Source organism: Microbacterium sp. TWP3-1-2b2 (assembly GCF_049896145.1).
In the GTDB taxonomy this organism is placed as follows: Bacteria; Actinomycetota; Actinomycetes; order Actinomycetales; family Microbacteriaceae; genus Microbacterium.
The window spans coordinates 603251-628185 of record NZ_JAFCTS010000001.1 but is presented as its reverse complement, the minus strand read 5'-3'; the positions used below and the strand labels follow the sequence as shown (position 1 = coordinate 628185).

Annotated in this window: 19 protein-coding genes; 6 read left to right on the top strand and 13 right to left on the bottom strand. The window is 66.7% G+C overall.

The genetic code is table 11. The annotated features are described in order from the left end of the window. Positions 1 to 87: 87 nt before the first annotated feature. The 6 genes from ACP7AR_RS03140 to lepA form a co-directional block, all read right to left on the bottom strand. Positions 88 to 816 carry a 16S rRNA (uracil(1498)-N(3))-methyltransferase gene (locus tag ACP7AR_RS03140; protein WP_426182640.1) on the bottom strand — a complete coding sequence of 243 codons (729 nt, stop codon included), beginning with the start codon at positions 814 to 816 and terminating at the stop codon, positions 88 to 90. Positions 817 to 828: 12 nt separating this feature from the next. Then, complete coding sequence (gene dnaJ, locus ACP7AR_RS03135) at positions 829 to 1944, bottom strand: molecular chaperone DnaJ (RefSeq protein ID WP_426182638.1); 1116 nt, start codon at positions 1942 to 1944, stop codon at positions 829 to 831. Positions 1945 to 1984: 40 nt separating this feature from the next. Then, positions 1985 to 3019, bottom strand: a complete 1035-nt coding sequence (hrcA, locus tag ACP7AR_RS03130) for a heat-inducible transcriptional repressor HrcA (protein WP_426182635.1) — start codon at positions 3017 to 3019, stop codon at positions 1985 to 1987. Positions 3020 to 3111: 92 nt separating this feature from the next. Next, positions 3112 to 4329 (bottom strand): radical SAM family heme chaperone HemW, encoded by a 1218-nt coding sequence (hemW, locus tag ACP7AR_RS03125; protein ID WP_426182633.1) that lies wholly within the window; start codon positions 4327 to 4329, stop codon positions 3112 to 3114. Between the two features lie 27 nt (positions 4330 to 4356). After that, positions 4357 to 5010, bottom strand: coding sequence for a DUF1990 family protein (locus tag ACP7AR_RS03120; protein ID WP_426182630.1), 654 nt, complete (start codon positions 5008 to 5010; stop codon positions 4357 to 4359). Positions 5011 to 5071: 61 nt separating this feature from the next. After that, the gene (lepA, locus tag ACP7AR_RS03115; RefSeq protein WP_426182628.1) at positions 5072 to 6922 is read right to left on the bottom strand and encodes a translation elongation factor 4; all 1851 of its coding nucleotides are present in this window, start codon (positions 6920 to 6922) and stop codon (positions 5072 to 5074) included. Positions 6923 to 7096: 174 nt separating this feature from the next. Between lepA and ACP7AR_RS03110 the strand changes: the two genes are divergently transcribed. From ACP7AR_RS03110 to ACP7AR_RS03090, 5 genes are all read left to right on the top strand, one after another. Continuing rightward, the gene (locus tag ACP7AR_RS03110) at positions 7097 to 8080 is read left to right on the top strand and encodes an ABC transporter permease (RefSeq protein ID WP_426182625.1); all 984 of its coding nucleotides are present in this window, start codon (positions 7097 to 7099) and stop codon (positions 8078 to 8080) included. Positions 8081 to 8082: 2 nt separating this feature from the next. Further along, the gene (locus ACP7AR_RS03105; RefSeq protein WP_426182622.1) at positions 8083 to 9012 is read left to right on the top strand and encodes an ABC transporter permease; all 930 of its coding nucleotides are present in this window, start codon (positions 8083 to 8085) and stop codon (positions 9010 to 9012) included. Next, positions 9009 to 10937 carry an ABC transporter ATP-binding protein gene (locus ACP7AR_RS03100; protein ID WP_426182619.1) on the top strand — a complete coding sequence of 643 codons (1929 nt, stop codon included), beginning with the start codon at positions 9009 to 9011 and terminating at the stop codon, positions 10935 to 10937. Before ACP7AR_RS03105 ends, ACP7AR_RS03100 begins: the two co-directional genes overlap by 4 nt. A 132-nt stretch (positions 10938 to 11069) precedes the next feature. Next, the gene (locus ACP7AR_RS03095) at positions 11070 to 12776 is read left to right on the top strand and encodes an ABC transporter family substrate-binding protein (RefSeq protein ID WP_426182616.1); all 1707 of its coding nucleotides are present in this window, start codon (positions 11070 to 11072) and stop codon (positions 12774 to 12776) included. A gap of 82 nt (positions 12777 to 12858) precedes the next feature. Then, complete coding sequence (locus ACP7AR_RS03090; RefSeq protein ID WP_426182613.1) at positions 12859 to 13593, top strand: alpha/beta fold hydrolase; 735 nt, start codon at positions 12859 to 12861, stop codon at positions 13591 to 13593. On the opposite strand, the gene ACP7AR_RS03085 is transcribed toward ACP7AR_RS03090, so the two are convergent. Both ACP7AR_RS03085 and ACP7AR_RS03080 read right to left on the bottom strand, forming a co-directional pair. Further along, entirely contained in the window at positions 13532 to 14794 is a 1263-nt protein-coding gene (locus ACP7AR_RS03085) for an MFS transporter (RefSeq protein WP_426182610.1), read from the bottom strand. The two genes, ACP7AR_RS03090 and ACP7AR_RS03085, sit on opposite strands and share 62 nt — an antisense overlap. Next, the gene (locus ACP7AR_RS03080) at positions 14791 to 16158 is read right to left on the bottom strand and encodes a GH1 family beta-glucosidase (protein ID WP_426182607.1); all 1368 of its coding nucleotides are present in this window, start codon (positions 16156 to 16158) and stop codon (positions 14791 to 14793) included. Before ACP7AR_RS03080 ends, ACP7AR_RS03085 begins: the two co-directional genes overlap by 4 nt. A gap of 210 nt (positions 16159 to 16368) precedes the next feature. Between ACP7AR_RS03080 and rpsT the strand changes: the two genes are divergently transcribed. Further along, positions 16369 to 16629 (top strand): 30S ribosomal protein S20, encoded by a 261-nt coding sequence (gene rpsT / locus ACP7AR_RS03075; RefSeq protein WP_033107283.1) that lies wholly within the window; start codon positions 16369 to 16371, stop codon positions 16627 to 16629. A 67-nt stretch (positions 16630 to 16696) separates the two neighbouring features. On the opposite strand, the gene holA is transcribed toward rpsT, so the two are convergent. From holA to ACP7AR_RS03050, 5 genes are all read right to left on the bottom strand, one after another. Beyond that, the gene (holA, locus tag ACP7AR_RS03070; protein ID WP_426182603.1) at positions 16697 to 17734 is read right to left on the bottom strand and encodes a DNA polymerase III subunit delta; all 1038 of its coding nucleotides are present in this window, start codon (positions 17732 to 17734) and stop codon (positions 16697 to 16699) included. A gap of 9 nt (positions 17735 to 17743) precedes the next feature. Then, complete coding sequence (locus ACP7AR_RS03065; protein WP_426182601.1) at positions 17744 to 20092, bottom strand: ComEC/Rec2 family competence protein; 2349 nt, start codon at positions 20090 to 20092, stop codon at positions 17744 to 17746. Next, positions 20089 to 20712, bottom strand: coding sequence for a helix-hairpin-helix domain-containing protein (locus ACP7AR_RS03060; RefSeq protein ID WP_426182599.1), 624 nt, complete (start codon positions 20710 to 20712; stop codon positions 20089 to 20091). Before ACP7AR_RS03060 ends, ACP7AR_RS03065 begins: the two co-directional genes overlap by 4 nt. A gap of 217 nt (positions 20713 to 20929) precedes the next feature. After that, positions 20930 to 23566, bottom strand: coding sequence for a leucine--tRNA ligase (gene leuS, locus ACP7AR_RS03055; protein WP_426187597.1), 2637 nt, complete (start codon positions 23564 to 23566; stop codon positions 20930 to 20932). A gap of 40 nt (positions 23567 to 23606) precedes the next feature. After that, on the bottom strand, positions 23607 to 24923 hold the full coding sequence (locus ACP7AR_RS03050) for an anthranilate synthase component I family protein (RefSeq protein ID WP_426187595.1): 1317 nt from the start codon (positions 24921 to 24923) through the stop codon (positions 23607 to 23609). Positions 24924 to 24935 lie beyond the last annotated feature (12 nt).

The following is a 24935-nucleotide window of genomic DNA, read 5'->3' as shown; positions in this document are numbered from 1 at the left end:
TTACCCCAAACCTGCTGGGGGGCCCACCCCGCCCCCCCCCCCCCCCGAAACTCTTCTTCCTCGGCAGCGGAGCTCTCGGCAGCGGAGCTACCAGCGGCCGAGCGCAGCGGACAGCACGGCGATCGCGGCGGGCCCGGCAGTCGATGTGCGCAGCACGGTCTCGCCGAGACGCACGCGCTCGGCACCCGCTGCCTCGAACTTCGCGAGTTCCTCCGGTGTGATGCCGCCCTCCGGACCGACGACGAGCACCAGGTCCTTGCCGTCCGTCTTGATCGACGACAGCCGCACAGTCGCGGTGGGATCGAGAACGAGCATCCGCTGTTCCTCGGCCCGTGCGATGAGCTGACTGGTCGAAAGCGGCTCGGACACCTCCGGTACCCACGCACGATGCGCCTGCTTCGACGCCTCGCGCACGATCGCACCCCACCGTTCGCGCCCCTTGATCGCCTTGGGCCCCTCCCACCGGGAGATGCTCCGCGACGCCTGCCACGGCACGACCTCATCGACACCGAGTTCGCATGCGGCCTGCACGGCGAGTTCGTCGCGATCTCCCTTGGCGAGTGCCTGTACGAGCACCAGGCGGGTCGACGGAGTGTCTGCTTCAGCGCGTCCGGTGATCTGCACATCGACGCGCGTCGCCGAGACATCAGTGACCGCGCCGTCCAGCCACGTGCCGGCGCCGTCACCGATCGTCACGGTCTCGCCGACTCGCAGTCGGCGCACGACCGCGGCGTGCTTGGCCTCGGCGCCCGTCAGCGACACAGTGTCGCCGATCGCTGCCGAGCCCGAGCTCTCCACGAGGAAATGCAGGGCCATGGTTCCTCCAGATCAGTGGCGGAACCTGTCACGCAGCTTCGAGAACAGTCCCTGCTGGAACTGCGCGAGCTGTGGACCAGGTGCCTTCTGCTTCTTCGCGAAGTCCTCGATCAGCGCGCGCTGCGCCGAATCGAGCTTCGTCGGCGTCACCACCTGCACACCGACTCGGAGATCGCCGCGCTGGGTGCCGCGCAACGGAGTGATGCCACGTCCCTTGATCGTGAGGACGTCGCCCGACTGCACGCCGGGGCGGATCTCGAGGTCGACCTTGCCGTCCAGCGCATCAATCGCGGTCTCGGTGCCGAGGATCGCGTCCGACATCGACACCTCGAGCGTCGCGAGCAGGTCGTCGCCGTCACGGCTGAACGATGCGTGGGGCGACACGGTGACCTCGACGTACAGATCTCCGTTCGGGCCGCCGGCCTTGCCGACCTCGCCAGAGCCGGGAAGCTGCAGACGCAGGCCGGTCTCCACGCCGGAAGGGATGTCGAGTGAGACGGTCCGACGAGAACGCACGCGCCCCTGGCCGGCGCACGTGCCGCACGGGTGCGGGATCGTGGTGCCGTAGCCCTCGCAGCTGCCGCAGGGCTGCGACGTGACGACGTTTCCGAGCAGACTCCGAACCTGACGCTGCACGTGGCCGGTGCCGCCGCAGATGTCGCATGTCACGGGCGACGTGCCCGGCTGCGTGCACGAGCCCTGACAGGTCTCGCACAGCACAGCGGTGTCGACCTCGATGTCACGGTGCGCACCGAAGACGACATCGCCGAGATCGAGCGTGACACGCACCAGCGCGTCCTGACCTCGCTCTCGACGCGAGCGCGGACGCCCACCACGCCCGCCGCCCTGCGCCGCTCCGAAGAACGTCTCGAAGATGTCGCCGAAGCCTCCGAACCCGCCGAAGTCCCCACCGCCGACGCCGTCGCCACCGCCCATGTCATAGCGGCGACGCGACTCGTCATCGCTGAGCACGTCGTAGGCATGGGTCACGCTCTTGAAGCGCTCGGCCGCATCCTCACCGGGATTCACATCCGGGTGCAGCTGTCGAGCGAGCTTCCGGTACGCCTTCTTGATCTCGTCCGTCGTCGCGTCTCGTGACACTCCGAGAACCTCATAGTGGTCCGCCACAATCACCTTTCTGCATGTGCAAGCTGTGGATCGACCCGCCTCAACGGCTCGTCTCGTCTTCATCGAGCATGCGCGACAGGTACCGGGCCACAGCCCGGGCCGCCGCAAGATTGCTCGGATAGTCCATACGCGTCGGCCCCATGACGCCGACTCGTGCTGTGCCGCCGTGCGTCACGTAGTTGCTCGCGACGATGGAGGCCTCTGGGAGCCCGAAGGGTTCGTTCTCGGCGCCGATACTCGCCGCCAGTCCGTGCTCATCCGTCACCATCTCGCTCATGAGGCGCAGCAGCGTCACCTGCTCCTCGATGGCTGCGAGCAGTGGATGGATGCTGCCGCGGAAGTCCTGCTCGCGACGAGCAAGGGTCGCGGCCCCTGCCATGACCAGCCGCTCCTGTCGGAACTCGGCCAGCTCTTCGCCGATGATCCCGCCCAGCACCTGGATCGCCGCGTCCGTGCGACTGCTGTCCTGTGCGCTGATGAGCAGCTGCACTCGATCTGACGCCTCGCGCACCGATTGACCGGTGAGCAACGCCGACAGGCGTGCGCGCAGCACCGCGACATCCGCATCTTCGAGATCCACCGGCAGACCCGCGATGCGCTGCGACACTCCACCGGCGTCCGTCACCAGCACCACTAGCAGACGGTTCGGGGCGAGCGCGACCAGCTCGATGTGCGTCAGATGAGCACGGGCGAACGACGGATACTGCGCCAGGGCGACCTGCCCCGTGAGCTGCGTGAGCACTCGCACCGTGCGCGCCATCAGGTCGTCGAGGTCTGCCGGGTCCGTCAGGAACGACTCGATGGCGCTGCGCTGCGCGGTCGAAAGCGGACGCAACTGCGCGAGATGGTTCACGAAGACGCGGTAGCCCTTGTCGGTCGGCACTCGGCCGGATGACGTGTGCGGCGCCGTGATCAGCTCTTCGTCCTCGAGCTGGGCCATGTCGTTGCGGATCGTCGCCGCCGAGACTCCGAAGGAGTGCCGATCGACGATGGACTTGCTGCCGACGGGCTCGTGCGACTCGACGTAGTCCTGCACGATGGCTCTGAGAACCTGCAGACCGCGCTCACTGACCATGTCACACTCCTCCCGCCTGGCACTCGAATACTCCGAGTGCCAATTCTACCCCGCTCGTGCTGACAGCCGGCGGGAGGCCGCGCACACCCATATCAACCGGTCAGTGCTCGCACCACTGCATCGGCGAGCAGTCGCCCGCGCAGAGTGAGTCGCACACGCCCGCGCACTGCGGCGGCTCCGTCGATCAGGCCGTCCGCGATGAGCCCGGCCACCCGCTCGCGATTGTGCTCGGGGACGTCCGCGATCGCGAGCCCGTCAGCCAGCCTGCTCTCCAGCAGGACCCGCTCGAGCAGGTGCGCCTCTGCGTCAGGCCTCTCAGTCCCCGCTGCCGGCGATTCGGATGCCGCGAGCCGCTGCGCGTACGCGGCGGGGTGCTTCACGTTCCACCAGCGAAGACCGGCGACATGACTGTGTGCACCCGGACCGAAACCCCACCAGTCGCTCCCCCGCCAGTAAGCCATGTTATGGCGGGAGCGCTGATCCTCGCTGCGCGCCCAATTGCTCAGTTCGTACCAGTCGAACCCCGCCGCGGCGAGGCGCGCATCAGCGAGTTCGTACATGTCGGCCTGCAGGTCGTCGTCCGGCCTCGGCACTTCGCCGCGGCGGATCTGACGCGCGAGCTTCGTACCGTCCTCGATGATCAGGGCGTACGCCGAGATGTGATCCGAATCCAGCGCGAGCGCGCCGTCCAACGACATCTCCCAGTCGGCGAGCGACTCCCCCGGCGCGCCGTAGATCAGATCCACGCTGACGGCGAGTCCGGCATCCTTCGCCGCATCGACCGCGGTGCGCACGTTCTCGGGCCGGTGGGTCCGATCGAGCGCGGCCAGCACATGAGGCACAGCCGACTGCATCCCCACCGACAGCCTCGTGACCCCGGCATTCGCGAGCGTTCGCGCGACCGCGGGTGTCACTGTGTCGGGGTTCGCCTCGACCGTGATCTCTGCACCGTCCACGATGCCGAACGCATCGATGGCGCGCTCCAGCATCCGTGCCAGATCTCCGGCAGGAAGCAGCGTCGGCGTCCCTCCCCCGAAGAACACCGTGTCCATCGGACGCAGCGCGCCGGCATCCGACAGAACGCGATGAGCGAGTGCGATCTCCGTCGTGAGCGTCTCGGCGTAGTCCTCCTGCCGCGCACCGCGCAGTTCACCCGACGTGTACGTGTTGAAGTCGCAGTATCCGCAGCGCACCCGGCAGAACGGGATGTGCAGGTATGCCGAGAAGGGCACGCTCGCGTCCACCGGCAGATCGGCCGGCAGGTGACCGTCCTTCGGCGCAGGGTCTCCGAGCGGCAGGGGCCCGGCCATCAGAGCCCGGCCATCAGATTCGCGCCATCACAGCGGCGTCGCGTAGAGCGGCGAGATCGCGCGAAGATAGCGCGCGAACAGTTCCTTGCGGCGGCGTTTCACGAGTCCGCGAAGCATCCGGTAGACGAGAGCATTCGGCGCATCGAACGCGCGGACCGTGAACCAGACCTCGTCAGTGCCCTCACGCCACTCGATCTCGAACAGCTCCTCGCCGCTGACCACGGAGCCGCCGACAGTGCCGAGCACGAAGCCGACCCTTCGCGGCTCCTCTGTCACGGAGATGACGCGAAGCTCGGCGTCGGCACGCATCCCGGCGACCCGCCCGTGCAGGCGCAAGGTCATACCCGGCCCCACGAACGGCACGCCCTCGGCGTCGAAGCGCTGCTCGATCTCACGGGTGCTCGGCGCGATCGGATTGCCTTCGGCGTCGAAGCTGACCCCTGAGTAGGCAGGGCCGGCAGCAGGGCGCACATCCTCGATGCTCAGACCCGCCGCCCGCTGCGCCGTCCACGACAGGAGCGCCTCACCGGCGGATCGGAAACGTTCCTCACCGCTGCCGATTCGCCACGAATCCTCGGCCGGCACGCTGCGCTCGGGGGGAAAGTGCATCAGGTCAGGGGCGTGAGTAGCCCCGACGGCGGCATAGTCCACCGTGTCGTCTCGGAAAGTCCCGCGCCGCATGAGTTCCAGCCTACTTCGGGTTACCTGAACGAACACCCCCGCACCGCGGAGGGTGCCCTTGCTACTTCTTGTCCTTGCCGTCGACGTCGCCGCTCAAGGCTGCGATGAACGCCTCCTGGGGGACTTCGACGCGGCCGACCATCTTCATGCGCTTCTTGCCCTCCTTCTGCTTCTCGAGCAGCTTGCGCTTGCGGCTGATGTCACCGCCGTAGCACTTCGCGAGCACGTCCTTGCGGAGTGCACGAATCGTCTCGCGTGCGATGATCCGGGCGCCGATCGCCGCCTGGATGGGCACTTCGAAGTTCTGGCGAGGGATCAGTTTGCGCAGTCGCTCGGCCATCAGCGTGCCATAGGCATAGGCCTTGTCTCGGTGCACGATCGCACTGAACGCGTCGACCTTGTCGCCCTGCAGCAGGACGTCGACCTTCACCAGGTCAGCGTCCTGTTGACCCGACGGCTCGTAGTCGAGGCTCGCGTAGCCCTGGGTCTTCGACTTCAGCTGGTCGAAGAAGTCGAACACGATCTCTCCGAGCGGCATGTTGTACCGCAGCTCGACGCGCTCCTCGGAGAAGTACTCCATGCCCAGGAGCGAACCGCGCCGTGACTGGCACAACTCCATCACGGTGCCGACGTAGTCTTTCGGTAGCAGGATCGCGGCTTTCACCATCGGCTCGGCCACCGAAGCGACCCTGCCGTCCGGGTACTCGCTCGGGTTGGTCACCGTGACCTTCTCGCCGGTATCGGTGGTGACCTCGTAGATCACGCTCGGAGCGGTGGTGATGAGGTCGAGATCGAACTCGCGCGTCAGTCGCTCTGTGATGATCTCCAGGTGCAGCAGTCCGAGGAACCCGCAGCGGAACCCGAAACCGAGCGCGACAGAGGTCTCCGGCTCGTACACGAGGGAGGCGTCGGACAGCTTCAGCTTGTCGAGCGCCTCACGAAGCTCTGAATAGTCGCTGCCGTCGATCGGGTACAGCCCGGAGTAGACCATGGGCTTGGGGTCGGTGTAGCCGGGCAGCGCCTGGGTCGCTCCACCGCGACTGGTCGTGACGGTGTCTCCGACCTTCGACTGGCGCACGTCCTTCACGCCGGTGATGAGATAGCCGACCTCGCCGACGCCGAGTCCGTCGGACGGGATAGGTTCCGGGCTGGAGACGCCGATCTCAAGAAGCTCGTGGTTCGCGCGCGTCGACATCATCTGGATTCGTTCGCGAGGCGACAGGCTCCCGTCGATCATGCGCACGTAGGTCACGACGCCGCGGTAGGAGTCGTAGACGGAGTCGAAGATCATGGCGCGGGCCGGAGCATCCGCGTCGCCCTTCGGAGCCGGGATGTCCCGCACGATACGGTCGAGCAGCTCCTCCACGCCGACGCCGGTCTTGCCGGAGACGCGCAGGACGTCCTCCGGGCGGCCGCCGATGAGGTCTGCGAGCTCCTTCGCGAATTTGTCGGGATCGGCAGCGGGAAGGTCGATCTTGTTCAGCACGGGAATGATGTGCAGATCGTTCTCCAGCGCCAGGTACAGGTTGGCGAGCGTCTGCGCTTCGATCCCCTGTGCTGCGTCCACGAGCAGGATGGCGCCCTCGCACGCTGCCAGCGACCGTGAGACCTCATACGTGAAGTCGACGTGACCAGGGGTGTCGATCATGTTCAGCGCGAACGTCTGGGTGTCGTCCTGCCACGGCATCCGCACGGCCTGGCTCTTGATCGTGATCCCGCGCTCGCGCTCGATGTCCATGCGGTCGAGATACTGCGCTCGCATGTCGCGGTCGGAGACGACACCGGTGATCTGGAGCATGCGGTCGGCAAGAGTCGACTTGCCGTGATCGATGTGAGCGATGATGCAGAAGTTGCGGATCTGCGAAGGCGGCGTCGCGGCAGGCGGGAGCGGAGTGAGAGCGCGTGGGGACATGTCCTGTCGATTCTACGTTCAGGAGGCCCTAATCCCCGATTCGTCTTGACGAGTGATAGTCTCCCGAGGTTGCCTTGGTTCAGATCTGTGAGACTGAGTGCCACAGGCGATCCTCCCGATTCAGCGTTGCGTCGGACGATCCCGAGCGCGTCTGTAAAAGAGAAAGACAAAACCTTGATCAAGTATCTCCTCCGCCGTACCCTCGGCTGGTTGTTGATGATCGTGGTCGCGACCAACATCACGTACTTCCTGGCTTGGGGCTTCCTCAACCCGCGGAACAACTACGTCGGTCGTCGCCCCCCGCTCAGCGAAGAGCAGATCAACAACCTTCTCGAGCCGCGCAATCTCAGTGACACCGTGCCGCTGCTCGAACGGTGGTGGACCTGGATCTCCGGCATCATCTTCCGGTGGGACTGGGGCCTGAGCCCGACCGGCGGTTCTGTGAACGAGCAGGTCGCGTATCGGATGTGGATCAGTGCCGAGCTCGTGCTCGGGGCGACGATCATCATGACCGTCCTCGGAATCGGGCTCGGCGTCTACACCGCGTCCAGGCAGTACAAGCTCGCCGACCGCATCGGTCAGGCGACCTCGATCATCACGATGAACATCAACGTCATCGTCGCAGGTCTCGGGCTCGTGCTCCTCGCGATCGCGTTCAACGACTGGCTCGGCGTCCGCGTGTTCTACGTGACCGGTTCCTCGAGCAAGGGCGTGGAGGGATTCTTCCCCGTCCTGATAGACGCGCTCCAACACATCACTCTGCCGACCATCGGCCTCGTGATCGTCGGCTACGCCAGCACGCACTTCCTGCAGCGCTCGCTGCTGCTCGACAACATCAATGCCGACTACGTGCGCACCGCACGGGCCAAGGGGCTCACCAAGCAGCAGGCGATCCGCAAGCACGCGCTGCGCACATCGCTCATCCCGGTGGCCACGCAGGTCGCCTTCAGCATCCCCGCCGTGTTCACGGGCGCCGTCCTCACTGAGACGATCTTCGCCTGGAACGGCATGGGCAAGTACTTCATCGAAACCATCGTGAAGAGCGACATCCACGGCGTCGTTGCCACCGCGGCGTTCGCCGGCCTCCTGACCGCGCTCGGAGCGATCCTCTCCGACATCGTGGTCGTCGTTCTCGACCCGCGAGTGAGGGTGAACTGACCATGAGCGAAATGATCGACCCCACCGTCGAGGCACCCGCAGACCCCGTGCTCCCCGGGAAATCGGATGGCAAAGCCCTGTCGAAATGGACGCTGTACACGCGGCGATTCATGCGCAACAAGCCCGCCGTCGGCGGCATCATCATCTTCCTGCTCCTCGTGCTGTTCGCGATCTTCGCACCGCTCATCGCGAAGTACGACCACATCGAGCTCGATTTCCTGAACCTGGGCACACCGCCTTCGTCCGAGCACTGGTTCGGCACGACCGCTTCGGGCAACGACACGTTCGCCCAGGTCGCGATCGGCCTGCAGCGCTCCCTCATGATCGCCGTGACGGTGTCGGTGGGAACGACGATCATCTCGGCGCTGGTCGGTACAGCGGCCGCGTACTTCGGAGGCTGGACGGAGAGGGTCACGCTCACCGTCATCCACTTCATGATGGTGATCCCGAGCTTCCTGATCCTCTCGCTCATGTCGAATCGCTCAGGCGGCGACTGGCGTGTCATCGCGCTGATCATGATCTTCGTCGTCGGCTGGTACTTCCCCGCCCGCGTGATCTGGACCACCGCCCTCTCACTGCGCGAGCGCGAGTACATCCACGCCGCCCGCTACATGGGCGTGCGCGGTATGACCATCGTCGTCCGTCACCTGCTGCCGAACATCGGCTCGCTGCTCGTGATCAACTTCACCCTGGGCATCGTCGGCGCCGTCATGGCAGAGACGGGCCTGTCGTTCATCGGGTTCGGTGTGAAGATCCCCGATGTCTCCCTCGGGTCACTGATCGGCTCGGGCGCCAACACCATCACCAGCGCGCCGTGGCTGTTCTACTTCCCGGCAGGAGCCCTGACGTTGCTGACGGTGTCCATGGCGCTCGTCGCCGACGGACTGCGTGACGCCCTCGATCCCACTTCGGCAGCAGGAGGCCGCGCATGAGCAATGTTCTCTCCGTCCGTGATCTCACGGTCAGCTTCCCCTCAGAGGCCGGACGCGTCGACGCCGTCCGCGGCGTCTCCTTCGACCTCGAAGCGGGCAAGACTCTCGGCATCGTCGGCGAATCCGGTTCCGGCAAGTCCGTCACCTCCCTGGCGATCATGGGGCTGCTCGATGAGAACGCCCGCGTCAGCGGATCGATCATCTACGACGGCCAGGAGCTGCTCGGCAAATCCGACAAGCAGATGTCGGTCATCCGCGGCAACGGCATCGCCATGATCTTCCAGGATCCGCTGACCTCGCTGACGCCGGTCTTCACCGTGGGCGACCAGCTGATCGAGGCACTCACCGTGCACCGCAGCATGTCGAAGCAGGAGGCGTGGGATCGCTCGATCGAGCTGCTGCGACTCGTCGGCATCACGCAGCCCGAGAAGCGCATGAAGGGCTTCCCGCACGAGTTCTCCGGTGGCATGCGGCAGCGCGTCGTCATCGCGATCGCGATGGCCAACAACCCCAAACTGATCATCGCCGACGAGCCCACCACTGCCCTCGACGTGACGATCCAGGCGCAGATCCTCGATCTCATCGAGAAGGCGCAGCAGGAGACTGGCGCCGCGACCATCATGATCACCCACGACATGGGTGTCGTCGCCCGTCTGGCCGACGACGTCATGGTCATGTACGCAGGCAAGCCGATCGAGCACGCCGCTGTCGGCGAGCTCTTCCACAACACGCGGATGCCGTACTCCATCGGTCTGCTCGGCGCGATCCCTCGCGTCGACAAGGCGGAGAAGGAGCCACTGACTCCGATCAAGGGCAACCCGCCGCTGCTGATCGACCTGCCTGACGCCTGCCCGTTCGCCGACCGCTGCCCCATCGTGATGGATGCGTGCCGACAGCGCGAGCCGGAACTCGTGGAAGTGCCCTCGCTCACCGGTGTCCCCCACCAGGCAGCGTGCATCCGTGCCCACGAGATCGACGAGAACGGCTTGATCGGCGGTCTCCCCGTCTATCCGGTCCCGGAGATCCCGGAGAGCGACCTGACCCGCACGCCGCGCGAGCAGCGGCCGATCACGCTCGACGTGCGCAACATGAACAAGGTGTTCCCGCTCATGAAGGGCGCCTTCTTCAAGCGCAAGGTCGGCGAGGTGCACGCCGTCAAGAACGTGAGCTTCGACGTCCGCGAAGGCGAGACGATGGCGATCGTCGGAGAGTCCGGCAGTGGCAAGACGACGACGCTGCTGCAGATCATGGATCTCGTCAAGCAGCACGACGGTGACATCATCATCAACGGCACCAGCGTCAACGACATCACGAGCCACTCGATCGAGCGCAAGGTCCGTCGCGACATCCAGATCGTCTTCCAGGATCCGATGGGCGCGCTCGACCCGCGCATGACCGTCGCCGACGTCATCGCCGAACCACTGCGTGCGATCGGCACCTCGAAGGACGAGGTGCAGCGTCGGGTCAAGGAGCTGATGGATGTGGTGGGGCTCAACCCCGCACACATCGACCGCTTCCCGGGCGCGTTCTCGGGTGGCCAGCGCCAGCGCATCGGCATCGCCCGCGCGCTGTCCACCAACCCGAAGGTCATCGTTCTGGATGAACCGGTCTCGGCCCTTGACGTGTCGATCCAGGCAGGCGTCATCAACCTGCTCGACGAGCTCAAGGTCAAACTCGGCGTGTCGTATCTGTTCGTCGCCCACGATCTGTCCGTCGTACGCCACATCGCCGACCGCGTCGCCGTGATGTATCTCGGCGACTTCGTGGAGCACGGCGATGTCGACGACATCTTCGAGAACCCGCAGCATCCGTACACCAAGGCGCTGCTCTCGGCGATCCCGGTGCCGGATCCGGACATCGAGCGCACCCGTGAGCGGCTGACGTTCAACCCGGAGACCATGCAGGCCGAGGCATCCACGGTCTGATCATGTTTCCGGGCGGTAACGGCTGGTCACCGTCCGATAACAGTTACGCGCTATTCACTGCGACCACGCGATTTCGGTGATCGTCCGAACTATTCTTCCCTGTATGACACGCCGAAAGGCGGAAGGAGAACCATGAAGCAGCAGAAGCTGATGGGGGCGATCGCATTCAGCGGCGTCCTCGCACTTGCCCTCGCGGGCTGCGCGAGCGGCACCGGTGATGACGGTGGCGACGGCGGCGGAGAGGCCGTCGAGACCAAAGCAGCGGACTACAACCCGCAGGAGCGCGATGCGCTTCAGACGGGCGGCGAAGCCCGTTTCCCGATCCAGGAGATCCCCGAGCAGCTGAACTCGTTCAACGGCGACGCATCGGCGGACACGGCACGTGTCGCAGCCTGGTACACGCCGCAGATCCTCCTTCAGGAGGCCGACGGCACGCCGTACAAGCACGACGCGTACCTCGACGAGTGGAAGATCGAGACCGTCGACGGCAACACCCAGATCACCTTCACCTTCACGGATGAGGCGCACTGGAACGACGGCACCGACATGGACTGGACCGCCATCGACGCCACGTGGAAGGCCAACCGCTCCACTGACGAGGGCTTCAACCCGAACGCGACAGACGGCTACAAGGCCATCACGTCCGTCGAGCAGGGCGACACGCCAAAGACGGCGATCGTCTCGTTCGATGGCGAGTTCGCCTGGCCGGAGATGCCGTTCCTCACGGGCATCATCCACCCGGCTCTGGCTGACCCGACCACGTTCAACGAAGCGATGATCGACAACCCGCACGCCGAGTGGGGTGCTGGCCCGTACACGATCGACGAGTTCGACGCGAACGCCGACTACGTCTCGTTCGTCCCGAACCCCGAGTGGTGGGGCGACGAGCCGCTGCTCGACAAGGTCTCCTTCCAGGGAATGGAAGACGCAGCCTCGATCAACGCCTTCAAGGCTGACGAGATCGACTCGGTCGGTGTCGGCACCAAGGATCGCCTCGAGCAGGTCAAGGACATGGAAGACATCACGATCTACCGTTCCACGCAGACCGCGAACACGCTGATCCAGGTCGATTCCACGAAGCCGCAGTTCGAGGACGTCAAGGTCCGCGAGGCGTTCTTCAAGGCCATCAACATCGATCAGCAGAAGCAGATCGCATGGAACGGCCTGGACTACGAAGAGGAGCCGGCCGGCTCGCTCACGCTGTTCCCGTTCCAGCCCGGCTACTCCAACGCGCTCGAAGAGGCCGGCTGGGAGTACAACCCGGACGACTCCAAGGCCCTCCTCGAAGAGGCAGGCTGGACCGAGGGCGAGGACGGCATCCGCGAGAAGGACGGCGAGAAGCTGTCTGTTGTCTTCCCGGTGTGGAGCGACGACCCCACGCAGGAAGCGATCGCCAAGTCGCTCCAGGCGCAGATGAAGGAGGTCGGCATCGACTTCAAGATCGACATCCGTCCTTCGACTGACTTCTCGAACGATTACAACACGATGAACTGGGACGTCTCCTCGCTCCGGTTCACCTCGTCCGACCCGTTCGGTGCCGCCTGGTTCTGCCAGCTGTACTGCATGGACATGGGCCTGAACCTCTCCGGCGTGCAGTCGGAGGAGATGGACCAGCGCATTCACGAAGAGGTCGAGTCCCTTCCGACTGCTGAAGAGCAGACGGCTGCCGCGATGAAGCTCGAGGCAGAGATCTTCCAGGACTGGGGCCTCATCCCGCTCTACAACGGCCCGTCCATCTCGGCCGTCAAGACCGGTCTCGCGAACCTCACCCCTGAGCCCTACGTGGGCCTGGACGGCTTCGGCGTCCAGCCGGTGGAGAACGTGGGCTGGGAGAAGTAACGCTTCGACACGCTCAGCGAGCGAAGTGACGAGCGGGGTCGGTGGTTCATCCACCGGCCCCGCTTTTCCTATGCTGGAGCCCATGAGCATCCAGGTCGTCTTCGTGCACGGCATCCGTACCTCCGCGACGATGTGGCGCGCCCAACTCTCGCACCTCGCCGAACGCGGGGTCGCGGCGGCGGCCATCGATCTTCCCGGCCACGGTACGCGCATGTCCGAGGCCTTCGTCCTCGACGCGGCGATGGCCACGATCGACGAAGCGGTGCGGGATGCCGCGACACGCGGACCTGTGCTCCTCGTCGGCCACTCGATGGGCGGTCTGATCTCGATCGCCTACGCCGGCGCGGAGGAGGCCCCGCCGGTGGCCGGGTTCATCGGTGCGTCCTGCACAGCCTTCCCACGTGGCGCCGGCCTCGCCGCCTATCGATTCCTCGCACGCAGATTCAACGCGCTCCCAGACAAAGGGCTGTGGTTGACCACGCACATGCTGGCCGCGACGCTGCCGGACGAGACCAGGGGCGACTTCGCGGCCGGCGGTTACGCCTTCGACGCGCAGGATGTCGCACTCGCGAGCCTGAGCACCCTCGACCTCGCTGCGGACGTGCACCGACTCCGGATGCCGCTGTGGTGGATCAATGGGCAGTTCGACCAGCTGCGCCCCCAAGAGCGGCTGTTCCAGCGGCTCGCGCCGCAGTCCGAACTCATCGTTGTTCCGCGCACGTCGCACCTGGTGACCGCGATGAGACCACGCGTGTTCAATGCGCTGCTGGACCTCGCTGTGGCGACACTCGAGCAGGGCGCACCGCAACCGTCATGACGGCACCGATCACCGACAGGATGCCGGCCACGAGGAAGAGCAGCCAGAACCCGCCGACGAGTGCGACGAGTGCGGCACCGAGCAGCGGCCCCAGCAGCTGACCGAGGCTGGCAGAGACGTTGACGATGCCGAGATCGCGCGCGTGGTCTTCGACCCGCGGGAGCAGATCGGTGGCGAGAGCGAGACTCACGGCCATGAAGGCGCCATACCCGACACCCATAACGGCCGCCGCGACGGCGGTGCCGATGAACGTCGGAGAGACGAGGATCATGACGGCGGACAGCGCCTGCACGAGCGCCGCCACGATGACGATCGGCTTGCGCCGCCCTGTGCGGTCCGAGATCCCGCCTGCGACGACGGATGCTGCGACCACGAATATCGTGTAGATCACGATCAGCACGAGCAGATCGTCTTCGGCCGTCGCCGCGGGCGAGCCGACTCCGTAGAGCAGGAAGAACAGCAGAAGCGCCGTCCCCAACGCGTTGCCGATGTTGACGGTGAGTCTGCTCGCCAGTACCCACATGAAGTTCCGATCGCGGAGCACGCCCATCCGCTCTCGCCAGTCCCTCTGCGCGGTCGAGCGTTCCCGGTGTGTCTGCGGGTCTGGCAGCAGAAGGGCGGTGCCGACTCCGACCAGGAGGATGAATCCCGCCAGCACGACATAGCTCGCCCCGATGCCCAGCCCGAGCAGCACGACGGCTCCGACACCGACCACGATTCCCACCGCCTGCGCGGAGCTGACCAGCGCCGATGCCGCGCCTCGTTGCGCGAACACCTGATCGGCGATCATCGCGGTGAGGGCCGCGGAGACGACCGCGACGCCGACGGAGACGCCGATCCAGGCGGCCCCCACCGCCACCGGCTCACTCGCCGCTCCGGTGAGCAGGAGTGACGCGGCGGTCAGCACCGAGCCGCCGATCGCCCACGGCCGCCTCCTCCCCCAACGCGACCTCGTGCGGTCGGAGAGCGTGCCGGCTATGGGCCCGGCGATCACACCCGCGATGCCACCGACGGACAGGATCAATCCGGACCAGACGACGCCGGTGATCCAGTCGTTCTCGCCGCCCGGCGTGTCCAGTTGCAACGGCAGAAGCAGCTGCACCGGCGTGAGCTGCACCGTCCACACTGCCAGCCACGCCACCGCGAACAGCGTCAGCCATCCTCCGCCCACGCGTCCGTCGCGTGGCATCAGCGCCTTCATGCGTGTGCCTTCGGCGTCCTGGCCGAAGCGATCAGCGCGCGATACCAGTCGTACGACGCTTTGGGCGTGCGCTTCGATGTCTGCTGATTCACATGTACGAGACCGAACCGCTGTGTGAAGCCGTCCGCCCATTCGAAGTTGTCGAGCAGGCTCCACACGGTGTACTCCTCGATGCGGACGCCCTGTGCGACAGCATCCGCCACCGCGCCGATATGGGCGGCGAGATACTCGATCCGCTGGGTGTCGTCGAGCGGGTCGTCGACCTCGTCGGGTTCGGGGAACGAGGCACCGTTCTCGCCGATGATGAAGGGCGGCAGGCGGTCGCCGTAGCGATGAGCGGCGTCTATGAGGAACGCGCTGAGCGCGTGCGGCTCGATCCCCCACAGTTCCCCGAATCCGGTGTGCGGGATGCCGGGAGTCGGAACCTGCACGAAAGGCACCGGTGCGCCCTCCGGCGCCGCGGCGATCGTGGTGGGGTTGTAGAAGTTCACACCGTAGAACTCTGATGCCTCGGAGATCAGCGCCATGTCGCCGTCATGCACCGGCATCTCGACGCCGAGCGCTGCGAGATCGGGGTACGCACCGGTCAGCACGGGATCAGCGAAGAGACGATTGTGGATCAGGTCGTAGACCTGGGCGGCAGCATGGTCGGCCTCAGCGTCCGTCGCGGGCCGCACCCAGGTGTGGTTGTTCACGATGCCGACCGCTGATGCCCCGTGGCCACGCAGGATCGCGGCCGCGCGCCCGTGCGCGAGCAGCTGGTGGTGCACGGTCGGCAGCGAGTCGAAGAGCAGTCGCCGGCCAGGGGCGAGCTCGCCGACGGCATAGCCCTGCAACGACGTCGAGACGGGCTCATTGATCGTGTACCAGTTCTTCACGCGATCTCCGAGCCTCGCCCCGACGATCTCCGCGTACTCGGCGAATCGCTCGACGGTGTCTCTCGAGAGCCAGCCGCCATCGGCTTCGAGGGCCGAGGGCAGGTCCCAGTGATACAGCGTCGGAAACGGCACGATCCCTGCACCGAGCAGCCTGTCGATCAGCCGGTCGTAATACGCCAGGCCTGCAGGTTCGACGGCACCTGCGCCATCAGGCTGCACTCGCACCCACGAGATCGAGAAACGGTACCTGTCGACGCCGAGGCCGTGCAGCAGCGCGACGTCGTCGTCGCTGCGGTGATAGCTGTCCGGTCCTGGTTCCGCGCTCGATCCGTCCCTGACCAGACCTGCCGTGTCGACGAAGTCGTCCCAGATCGAGCGTCCGCGTCCGTCGGCGCGGCGCGCGCCCTCGATCTGGAAGGCCGCGGTCGCCGCGGACCATCGCAACCCAGCGGGCACGGGGAAGGTTCGAACAGTTGCATCCGCCATGGATGACTCCTTCGGGTCGATAGCTCAGCATGCCGCATGGATCGGTCTCTGCGACAGTGCCGCGCGATGAGCGGTGCGAGAGGAGACCGCGTGAGACCTGGTAGAGTTGGTTCTTGGCTTGCGTGTGGGTTCTTCCCTCACGATCGCCCGACAGCAGCCCTCTTCTGCTCACGGCACTTCCCATCCATCCCTGAACGAAAGTTTCCACGCGTGGCAAACATCAAGTCGCAGATCAAGCGCAACAAGACCAACGAGAAGGCTACGGCGCGCAACAAGGCCGTCAAGAGCGAACTCAAGACCCTCGTCCGCGGTACCCGCGAGGCCATCGCCAAGGGCGACAAGGCTGCTGCTGAGGCAGCGCTGAAGGTCGCGTCGAAGAAGCTCGACAAGGCCGTCAGCAAGGGCGTGCTGCACGAGAACCAGGCAGCGAACCGCAAGTCGTCGATCGCCAAGCAGGTCGCCGCTCTCTGAGCCGAACTCTTCTGAAAGAACCCGTCCCACTGGGGCGGGTTCTTTCGTTTCCTGGGTGCGCAGCGCGTCACTCCCCGAACGGCGTGCGCGTGGCGATGACCGTCACCATGCGCTCGAGGGCGAAGATCGGATCGCGAGCCGCGCCCTTCACCTCGGCATCCGCCCGTGCTGTCGCCTGGATCGCGAGGCCCAATGACCGCTCATTCCATCCGCTGAGGTCGCGTCTGGCGCGATCGACCTGCCAGTCCTTCATGCCGAGACGTTGCGCGAGACTTCTGCTGGGCTCGCGCTGACCTGCCACCCGCGCCATCGTCCGCAGCTTCATGGCGAACGCCGCCACCATCGGAACCGGGTCTGCTCCGGAGTCGAGCGCGTGCCGCAGCGCGACGAGGGCTTCGCCGTACCGGCCGGAGATCGCCGTGTCGGCGACGACGAACGCCGATACTTCGACCCGTCCGCCGTAGTACTTGGTCACCGTCTCCTCGGCGATGTCACCCTCGACGTCGCGGATCAACTGCTGACACGCGGCCGCGAGTTCGGTCAGGTCGTCGGCGAACGCCGACACGAGTGCCCTGAGCGCTGCCGGGGCGATGCGCTTCTTCGCCGCTGAGAACTCTCCCGCCGCGAAGTCCACGCGGTCCGCGTCGCGCTTCACCGCGAGGCACGGGATCTCGATGCCGCCGCCGGTACCGGCGCGCAGCGCGTCGAGAAGCTTCTTACCCCGCACGCTGGCGCCCGTGTGACGCAGCAGGACGGTCGCGCCCTCCTGGGGATTCGCCAGATACGACACCGCCTCCTGCAGGAAGGCATCCGAGCACTTCTCCACTCCGGAGACACGCACCAGTCGCGGCTCGCCGAACAGCGACGGCGAGGTGAGCGACAGGAGCGTGCCGGGCGCGTAGTCGTCGGCGCGCACATCGCTGATCTCGAGCGCAGGGTCTTCGGCGCGGAGGTAGTCGCGGATGCCGGCGGTCGCACGTTCTGCGCAGACCTCTTCCGGCCCGAAGATGAGTACGAGCGGCGCCGGCCTTGGGTCGCGCCACGACACCTGAGGGATCTTCGTCGCCTTCGCGCCGCCACGGGCTGAGGAACGAGGAGCGGCCATGATTCGAGCCTACCCGGGGTCGTCGACATCCGAGGTGCCGGCATCGGGATGATCAGCCGAACGCTCAGTCCACAGCACCAGCTCTTCCCCCACCACGCCGATCAGGATCCTGCCCTGCTGGTCAGTGCGCAACGCCACAGCGCCTGCGGCTTCCAGCAATGCCAGCGTCTCCGCCCTCGGGTGGTCATAGTCGTTGTCCGCTCCGGCGCTGAAGATCGCTGCAGTCGGCCGCAGGAGCTCGTACAGGCCGGTGTCCTGATCGGCGCTGCCGTGATGCGCGACCTTCACGACCGCATACGTGCCGCGCAACTGATCGCGCAGCATCCGCTGAGGCGTGGCGGAGAGGTCGCCGAGGAAGAGCGAACGCGGCACTTCTCCCCCGTCGAACTCCAGCACGACGCTGGCGTCGTTTCCCGCGGGGAATGCGGCGGAGTCCTTCCGTGGCCACAGCACTCTCCAGGATGCGGCGCCCATCATGCCGTGCATGCCGGTCGACGCCTCGACGAGGGCCGCGCCCCCGTCCGCCAGCTTCCTCAGCAGGTGCGCATCCTCCGGTGAACCGACCGGGCCGTACAGCACCGTTTCCACGCGCCCAACGACCGATGCCGCCGCGCCGACGTGATCGGCATCGAAGTGGGTCAGCACCAGCAGATCGATCCTGCCGATCCCGAGGGCATTCAGACACGTCGACAGCGGTTCGGTCTCCATCCCGGTGTCGATCAGTGCCACCTGCTGCTCTGACCGCACCACCAGTGCGTCTCCTTGACCGACGTCGCAGGCCGCGATCGCCCAGCCTTCCGGGACCGTCGTGCCCACCAGGGGTCCTGCCAGCAGCATCCTCGCGCCGGACAGCGCGACGGCGACGACGAGCACGACGACCGAGATCCGACGCACGCCGCGTCTCGCGGCGATCCCGTCGGTGCTGAGCACCACGCCGACCGATGTGCTCAGCACTGCGACGAGGATCGCCGCAGGGATGCCGGGAATCACCGCCACCTGCGCGCCGGGGAGGCCCGCCGACACAGTCGCGGTGGTCGAGATCCATGCCGCAGGCAGCCACGCGCACGCGGCCAGCAGGTCGGCGAGTGGCGCGACGGGAGCAGCCAGGCACGCGAGCAGCCCGATCACCGTCGCGATGGGGGCGGCAGGATCGGCGACCATGTTCGCGACGATCGCGATGATCGACTGCTGCTCCGAGAACAATGCGATGATCGGCCCGCAGACGAGCTGAGCGGCGAGAGGGATCGCTATCGCCAGCGCAAGCGGATACGGCATCCACCTGGCGAGCCCTCGCGCGAGCGGCGGTGCAAGCACGATGAGCGCTGCGGTGGCCGCCGCCGACAGGGCGAACCCCGGTGTCGCTGCCAGCCAGGGGTCTGCGACGAGGATGCCGGCCACGGCAAGGCACAGAACGCCGACGCCGGCACTGGGGCGCCCGCAGAGCACGGTCAGCATCGCGACCGCTGCCATCACTGCTGCCCTGATCACGCTGGGCTCCGGCGTGACGAGCACCACGAAGGCGGCAAGAGCGGTGAGCGCGATGGTGACTCTGAGTGTCCGACCGCCTCCGCACAGCGCCACGAGCCAGAACACCGCGCCGACGACGATCGCGCAGTTCGCCCCGCTGACCGCCGTGAGGTGACTGAGACCGGAGGCGAGCATGGCGTCGTCGAGCTCTTGCGTCACCGCGCGGGTGTCGCCGACGGCGAGCCCCGGGAGCAGACCGGCGCCGGGCTCGGGAAGTCGGACGGCGCGTTCGACGAAGTCCTCTCGCACCTGAGCCGCGAGGGCGAACACTCCTCGCGCAGGCTCGATGATCTGCACCTCGGTGCCGAACATCACGAGCGCTGCCCGTTCCCCCGGGTCGGTCGCCATGACCTGCCCCGTGACGCGGATGGCGGCGCCGAGATCCAACCCCGCCACCCGTTCCACACCGATCCGGATCGGTACTGTCAACGGATCGGGGCGCCCAGGGATCCCGGCGTGGCTCGTCTGCGCGTCGAACCACAGCCGTCCGTCGCTGCCGGTCGCCGATGACGATGAGATCTCCGCGTGAACGTCGATCACACGAGCGTCCAACGCGGCAGCACCGGCCCGCTCGGGCATGGCGAAGCCCGCCGTCATCGCCGCCGCTGCCGCAGCAAGGGCGAGCACCGCCAGCAGCCCACCGCGCGCCCGGGCCGCACCGTGCGCATGCGTTCGGAGCAGCATGCCGAATGCCACCGCGCCGATCAGCCCTCCGCCGACAGCCCACCACCATGCCGTACCCGGCAGGAATGCGCACAGCAGCGCCACGGCCCAGACTGTGGCCGCGACCGGTACGAGCCGCAAGTCGCGCGCGCGGATGCCGCCGGTCACACCCGCACCAGCTCCGCAAGGCCCGCGAGCAACTTCTCTCCGATACCAGGCACGGCGAGCAGATCGTCCACGGACTGGAAGCGTCCGTTCGTCTCTCGCCATTCGATGATCCGCTGCGCCAGCGCGGGTCCGATGCGGGGAAGCGTCTCGAGCGCCGCCTGATCCGCATTGTTGAGGTCGATCAGGCCATCGCCGACGGGCGTCGTCGGTCCGCCGGTCTCCCCCGCTGTACCGGCGGCCGGCACGATCAGCTGCTCCCCGTCGCTGAGCGGTCGCGCGAGGTTCACCGACTGGAGGTCAGCGTCGTCCAGCGTTCCTCCCGCCGCTGCGAGAGCGTCGACGACCCGCGCATCGAGCTCGAGCATGTACAGACCAGGGTGCGCTACCTGGCCGAGCACGTGCACATACAGTTCACCGTCGACGGAGGCCTCGTCCGCAGTCTCAGACAGCGGCACGGTCTGCACCGGCTGCGCCTGCCCGCGCATGATGCCGAGTCCGACCGCGGCCGACAGCACGACGAGTCCGAGCACGACGGCGGCGCCGATGCTCAGCCTCAGTCGGGGGTGCGCCACGGGCGCGGGCGCATCCGAAGACGCGGGCACCTTCTCAGTCGCTGGCACCCCGCCACGCTAGGCGCCTGGCCGCCCGTGCGGATGCCGGATTCCCGAGGTCCGTGGACAGGTCGGGTCGGTTCACGCCCGTGCAGGGAGACTGCGCACGAACGCCGGACGTGGTCACCGCGCTGAAAGGAGCTTTCGGTCGGTTATGAGCGCTGATAACCGACCGAAAGCTCCTTTCGGCGGCGCGGACGGGCGCCGCGAAGGACGTCTTGAGCGCTCAGCCCTTGACGGCGAAGCTCACGATCTTCGGCGCACGCACGATGACCCGCACGATCTCCTTGTCGCCGAGCGCGCGGATGACGCGCTCATCCGCGCGCGCGAGCGCCTCAAGGTCGCCCTCGCTGATGCGGGCCGGCACCTCGAGCTGCGCACGAACCTTGCCGCCGATCTGCACGACTGCCGTGACCGAATCCTCGACGAGAAGCGTCGGGTCGGCCTGCCGCCAGCCGACGAGTCCGACAGAGGGCTCATGTCCGAGGATCTCCCACATCTCCTCCGCGGTGTGCGGGGCGATGAGGTCGAGCATCACGGCGATGGTCTCGGTGGCTTCGCGGACGGCAGGGTCGGCAGCGCCGGCTCCGGAGTCGATCGTCTTGCGGGTGAGGTTCACCAGCTCCATCAGTCGTGCGACCAGCACGTTGAACTTCGTGTGCTCGACGAGCGACGGCGCATCAGCGAGCAGGCGGTGCGTGCCGCGCCGCAGCGCCGCATCCCCGCCCTTGAACAGCACGTCGACCGGGCTCGCCACGTCGTGGCTGAGACGCAGGGCACGCGCGAGGAACTTCTGAGCCCCGGTCATCGACACGTCGGCCCAGTCCTTGTCGTCCTCCACCGGACCGGCGAACGCGAGCCCGACGCGCAGCGCGTCGGCGCCGAACTTGTCGAGCTCCTCCTGGAAGAGCACCAGGTTGCCCTTGCTCTTCGACATCTTCGCGCCGTCGAGGATCACCATGCCCTGGTTGATCAGGCTGCTGAACGGCTCGGTGAAGTCGATCAGGCCCATGTCGAAGAGCACCTTGGTGATGAAGCGCGCGTAGAGCAGGTGCAGGATCGCATGCTCGACGCCGCCGATGTACGAGTCGACCGGCGCCCAGCGCGACGCCTCGGCCGGATCGAAGGCGAACTGGTCGCTGTTCGGCGAAAGGAAGCGCAGGAAGTACCACGAGCTGTCCACGAACGTGTCCATGGTGTCGGGATCGCGCAGCACTGGGTCGCCGCTCGCGGGGTCGACGGTGCGCACCCACGACTCGGCAGCGCCCAACGGCGATGCCCCCTTCGGGGAGAGGTCGAGGCCCTCGACGCTCGGCAGCTTCACCGGCAGCTGGTCCTCGGCGACCGGGATGATGCGGCCATCCTCGGCGTGCAGCATCGGAATCGGCGTACCCCAGAACCGCTGGCGCGAGATCAGCCAGTCGCGCAGTCGATAGTTCTTCGCTGCGCGGCCGGTGCCGTTCGCCGTGAGCTGTTCGATCGCGCGTGCGACGGCGTTGCGCTTGGACAGGCCGTTCAGATCGCCCGAGTTGATCATCCGGCCTTCGCCGGTGAGAGCGACACCGGTGACCGACGGATGCTGGTCGTCGAGGCTCGGCTTGTCATCGAGAGCGGGCAGCGTGTCGATCGGCACGCCGTCCTCGTCGACCTCGATGACCGGCATCGCACCGGTGATCGGCGCCGTCGTGTCGACGACGACCTTGACCGGCAGGTCGAAGGCGCGCGCGAAGTCGAGGTCGCGCTGATCATGCGCCGGCACGGCCATCACCGCACCGTGGCCGTAGTCGGCGAGCACGTAGTCGGCGGCCCAGATCGGCAGCTTCTCGCCATTGACGGGATTGATCGCGTAGCGCTCCAAGAACACACCGGTCTTCGGCCGGTCAGTCGCCTGCCGATCGATGTCTGTGGTCTTCTGCACCTTCGCCAAGTACTCCTGGAACCGCTGACGGACCTCTTCAGGAGCATCCGCTGCCAGCTCGGTGGCGAGCTCCGCATCCGGCGCCACGACGAAGAACGTCGCGCCGTGCAGAGTGTCGGGTCGAGTGGAGAACACCGTCACCGGCTCGTCACGGCCCTCGATCACGAAGTCGACGTCCGCACCGATCGAGCGGCCGATCCAGTTGCGCTGCATCTGGAGCACCTTGTGCGGCCACGATCCTTCGAGCTGGTTCAGGTCGTCGAGCAGACGGTCGGCGTAGTCGGTGATCTTGAAGTACCACTGCGTCAGCTTCTTCTTGATGACCTCTGCACCGCAGCGTTCGCAGCGTCCGTCGATGACCTGCTCGTTCGCGAGCACGGTCTGATCGTTCGGGCACCAGTTGACGGGGCTCTTCTTTCGATAAGCGAGGCCGCGCTCATGCATCTTCAGGAACAGCCACTGGTTCCACTGGTAGTACTCCGGATCGGAGGTGTGCAGTTCGCGCGTCCAGTCGAACGAGACGCCGTAGGCCTTGAAGCCCTCCTTCTGCTGCGCGATGTTCTGGTACGTCCACTCCCGCGGATCTGCGCCACGGCGGATCGCGGCATTCTCAGCCGGAAGGCCGAAGGAATCCCAGCCGATCGGATTGAGCACGTTGTGCCCGCGGTGACGCCAGAAGCGGGCCACGATGTCGGAGTAGAGATAGTTCTCGGCGTGGCCCATGTGCAGGTCGCCGGAGGGATACGGGAACATCGCGAGCACGTACTTGCGCGGCCTGGTGTCCTGCGCACCTCCGGCGAGGAACGTCTCGTCGTCCGCCCAGTACTTCTGCCACTTGGCTTGGATGGCGTGCGCCGACGAAGACTCGTCGGCGGGCTCAGCGGATGACGACAGATTTTCAGACAACGAACGGCCAATCTCAGGAAGCGGACTGCACAGATTCATTCGAACTGCAGAAGTCAAGAACTTCCAGGATATCCGATCCCTACGAACGCCAGGCGTCCGGAAGGCCCGCACCGAGGGCCGCCAGCGGCGCGCGTGCCTTGGTCGCCACCTCTTCGACCTCGTCTGCGGCCGCGGAGCCCCACGTGATGCCTCCGCCTGCGCCGACGACCGCGTGATCGTCGGCGATCAGGATGCTGCGGATCACCATGGCCAGATCCATCGCGCCGTCCACGCCGACGTAGCCGAAGCATCCGCTGTACACGCCGCGGGGTGCGCCGCCCTCCAGTTCGTGCAGGAGCGTCATCGCGGACAGTTTCGGAGCTCCGGTCATGCTGCCCGCAGGGAACGCGGCATCCCACAACCGGCGGACAGTGAGGCCGTCGACAGGCCGCCCGCTCACGGTGCTGACGAGCTGGTGCACAGCCGGATACGACTCGACCTCCCATAAGCCGTCGACACGGATGCTGCCCGGCATGCACACGCGAGAAAGATCGTTGCGCATGAGGTCGACGATCATGACGTTCTCCGCACGCTCCTTATCGCTGGCCAGCAGCTCTGCGGCGAGCGCGGCATCGGATGCCGGATCGGCGCCGCGCGGACGTGTGCCCTTGATGGGCCGAGTGCGGATGCGACCACCGGAAGCATGCAGGAATGTCTCCGGGCTCGCGCTCAGCAGCGCTCTGCCGCCGACCCGCACGAATCCTCCGTGGTGGGCGGGCGTCGCCGTCCGCAGGCGCAGGTACGTCTCGACGTCATCGTGGCGGCCGTCGACCTGGAACCGGGTGGTGAGACAGAGCTGATACGCGGTTCCCGCGCGGATGGCGTCGCGGCAGCGCTCGATGAGCGCCGTGTACTCCGCAGGTGTGTGGCGGGCGGATGCTGCGACCTTCGACGTTTCTCGTCGCTGCGCTCCAACGCGTTCCGTCTCGCTTCGCTCGCTCAACGGCCCGAGGAGGCTCCCGAGGAGGGGTGAGAGCCCACCCCCCAGCTCCCATGCCGCACCGGTCGAGTGGTTGATCGCCACCGCTGCCGTCACGCCCAACCATGCCGGCCCGCCCTCCGAGTGCGCAGCGGGTGCCCCGGCGGACGCCGCACCGGTTTCGTAGTCGAGCCATCCGACCCAGCCGCCGCGGAAGGGCGGTCCATCGGCAACGGCCGTCGAGGTGACATCGAGGCGTACATCCGCCGGGCCTCGAGGATCGAGCTCTCCCACCCCGAGAACGCTCCAGCCCTCTGTGGCGCCCGCGCCGGCATCCAGCCAGAACATGTCCTCATGACGCGCCGCGAGCACCCGGAAAAGCGCCACGACGTCGACCGATGCATCCGTGCGACGGGGCTCGAGCGGGAGAGGGCGCATCACCCTCTCAGC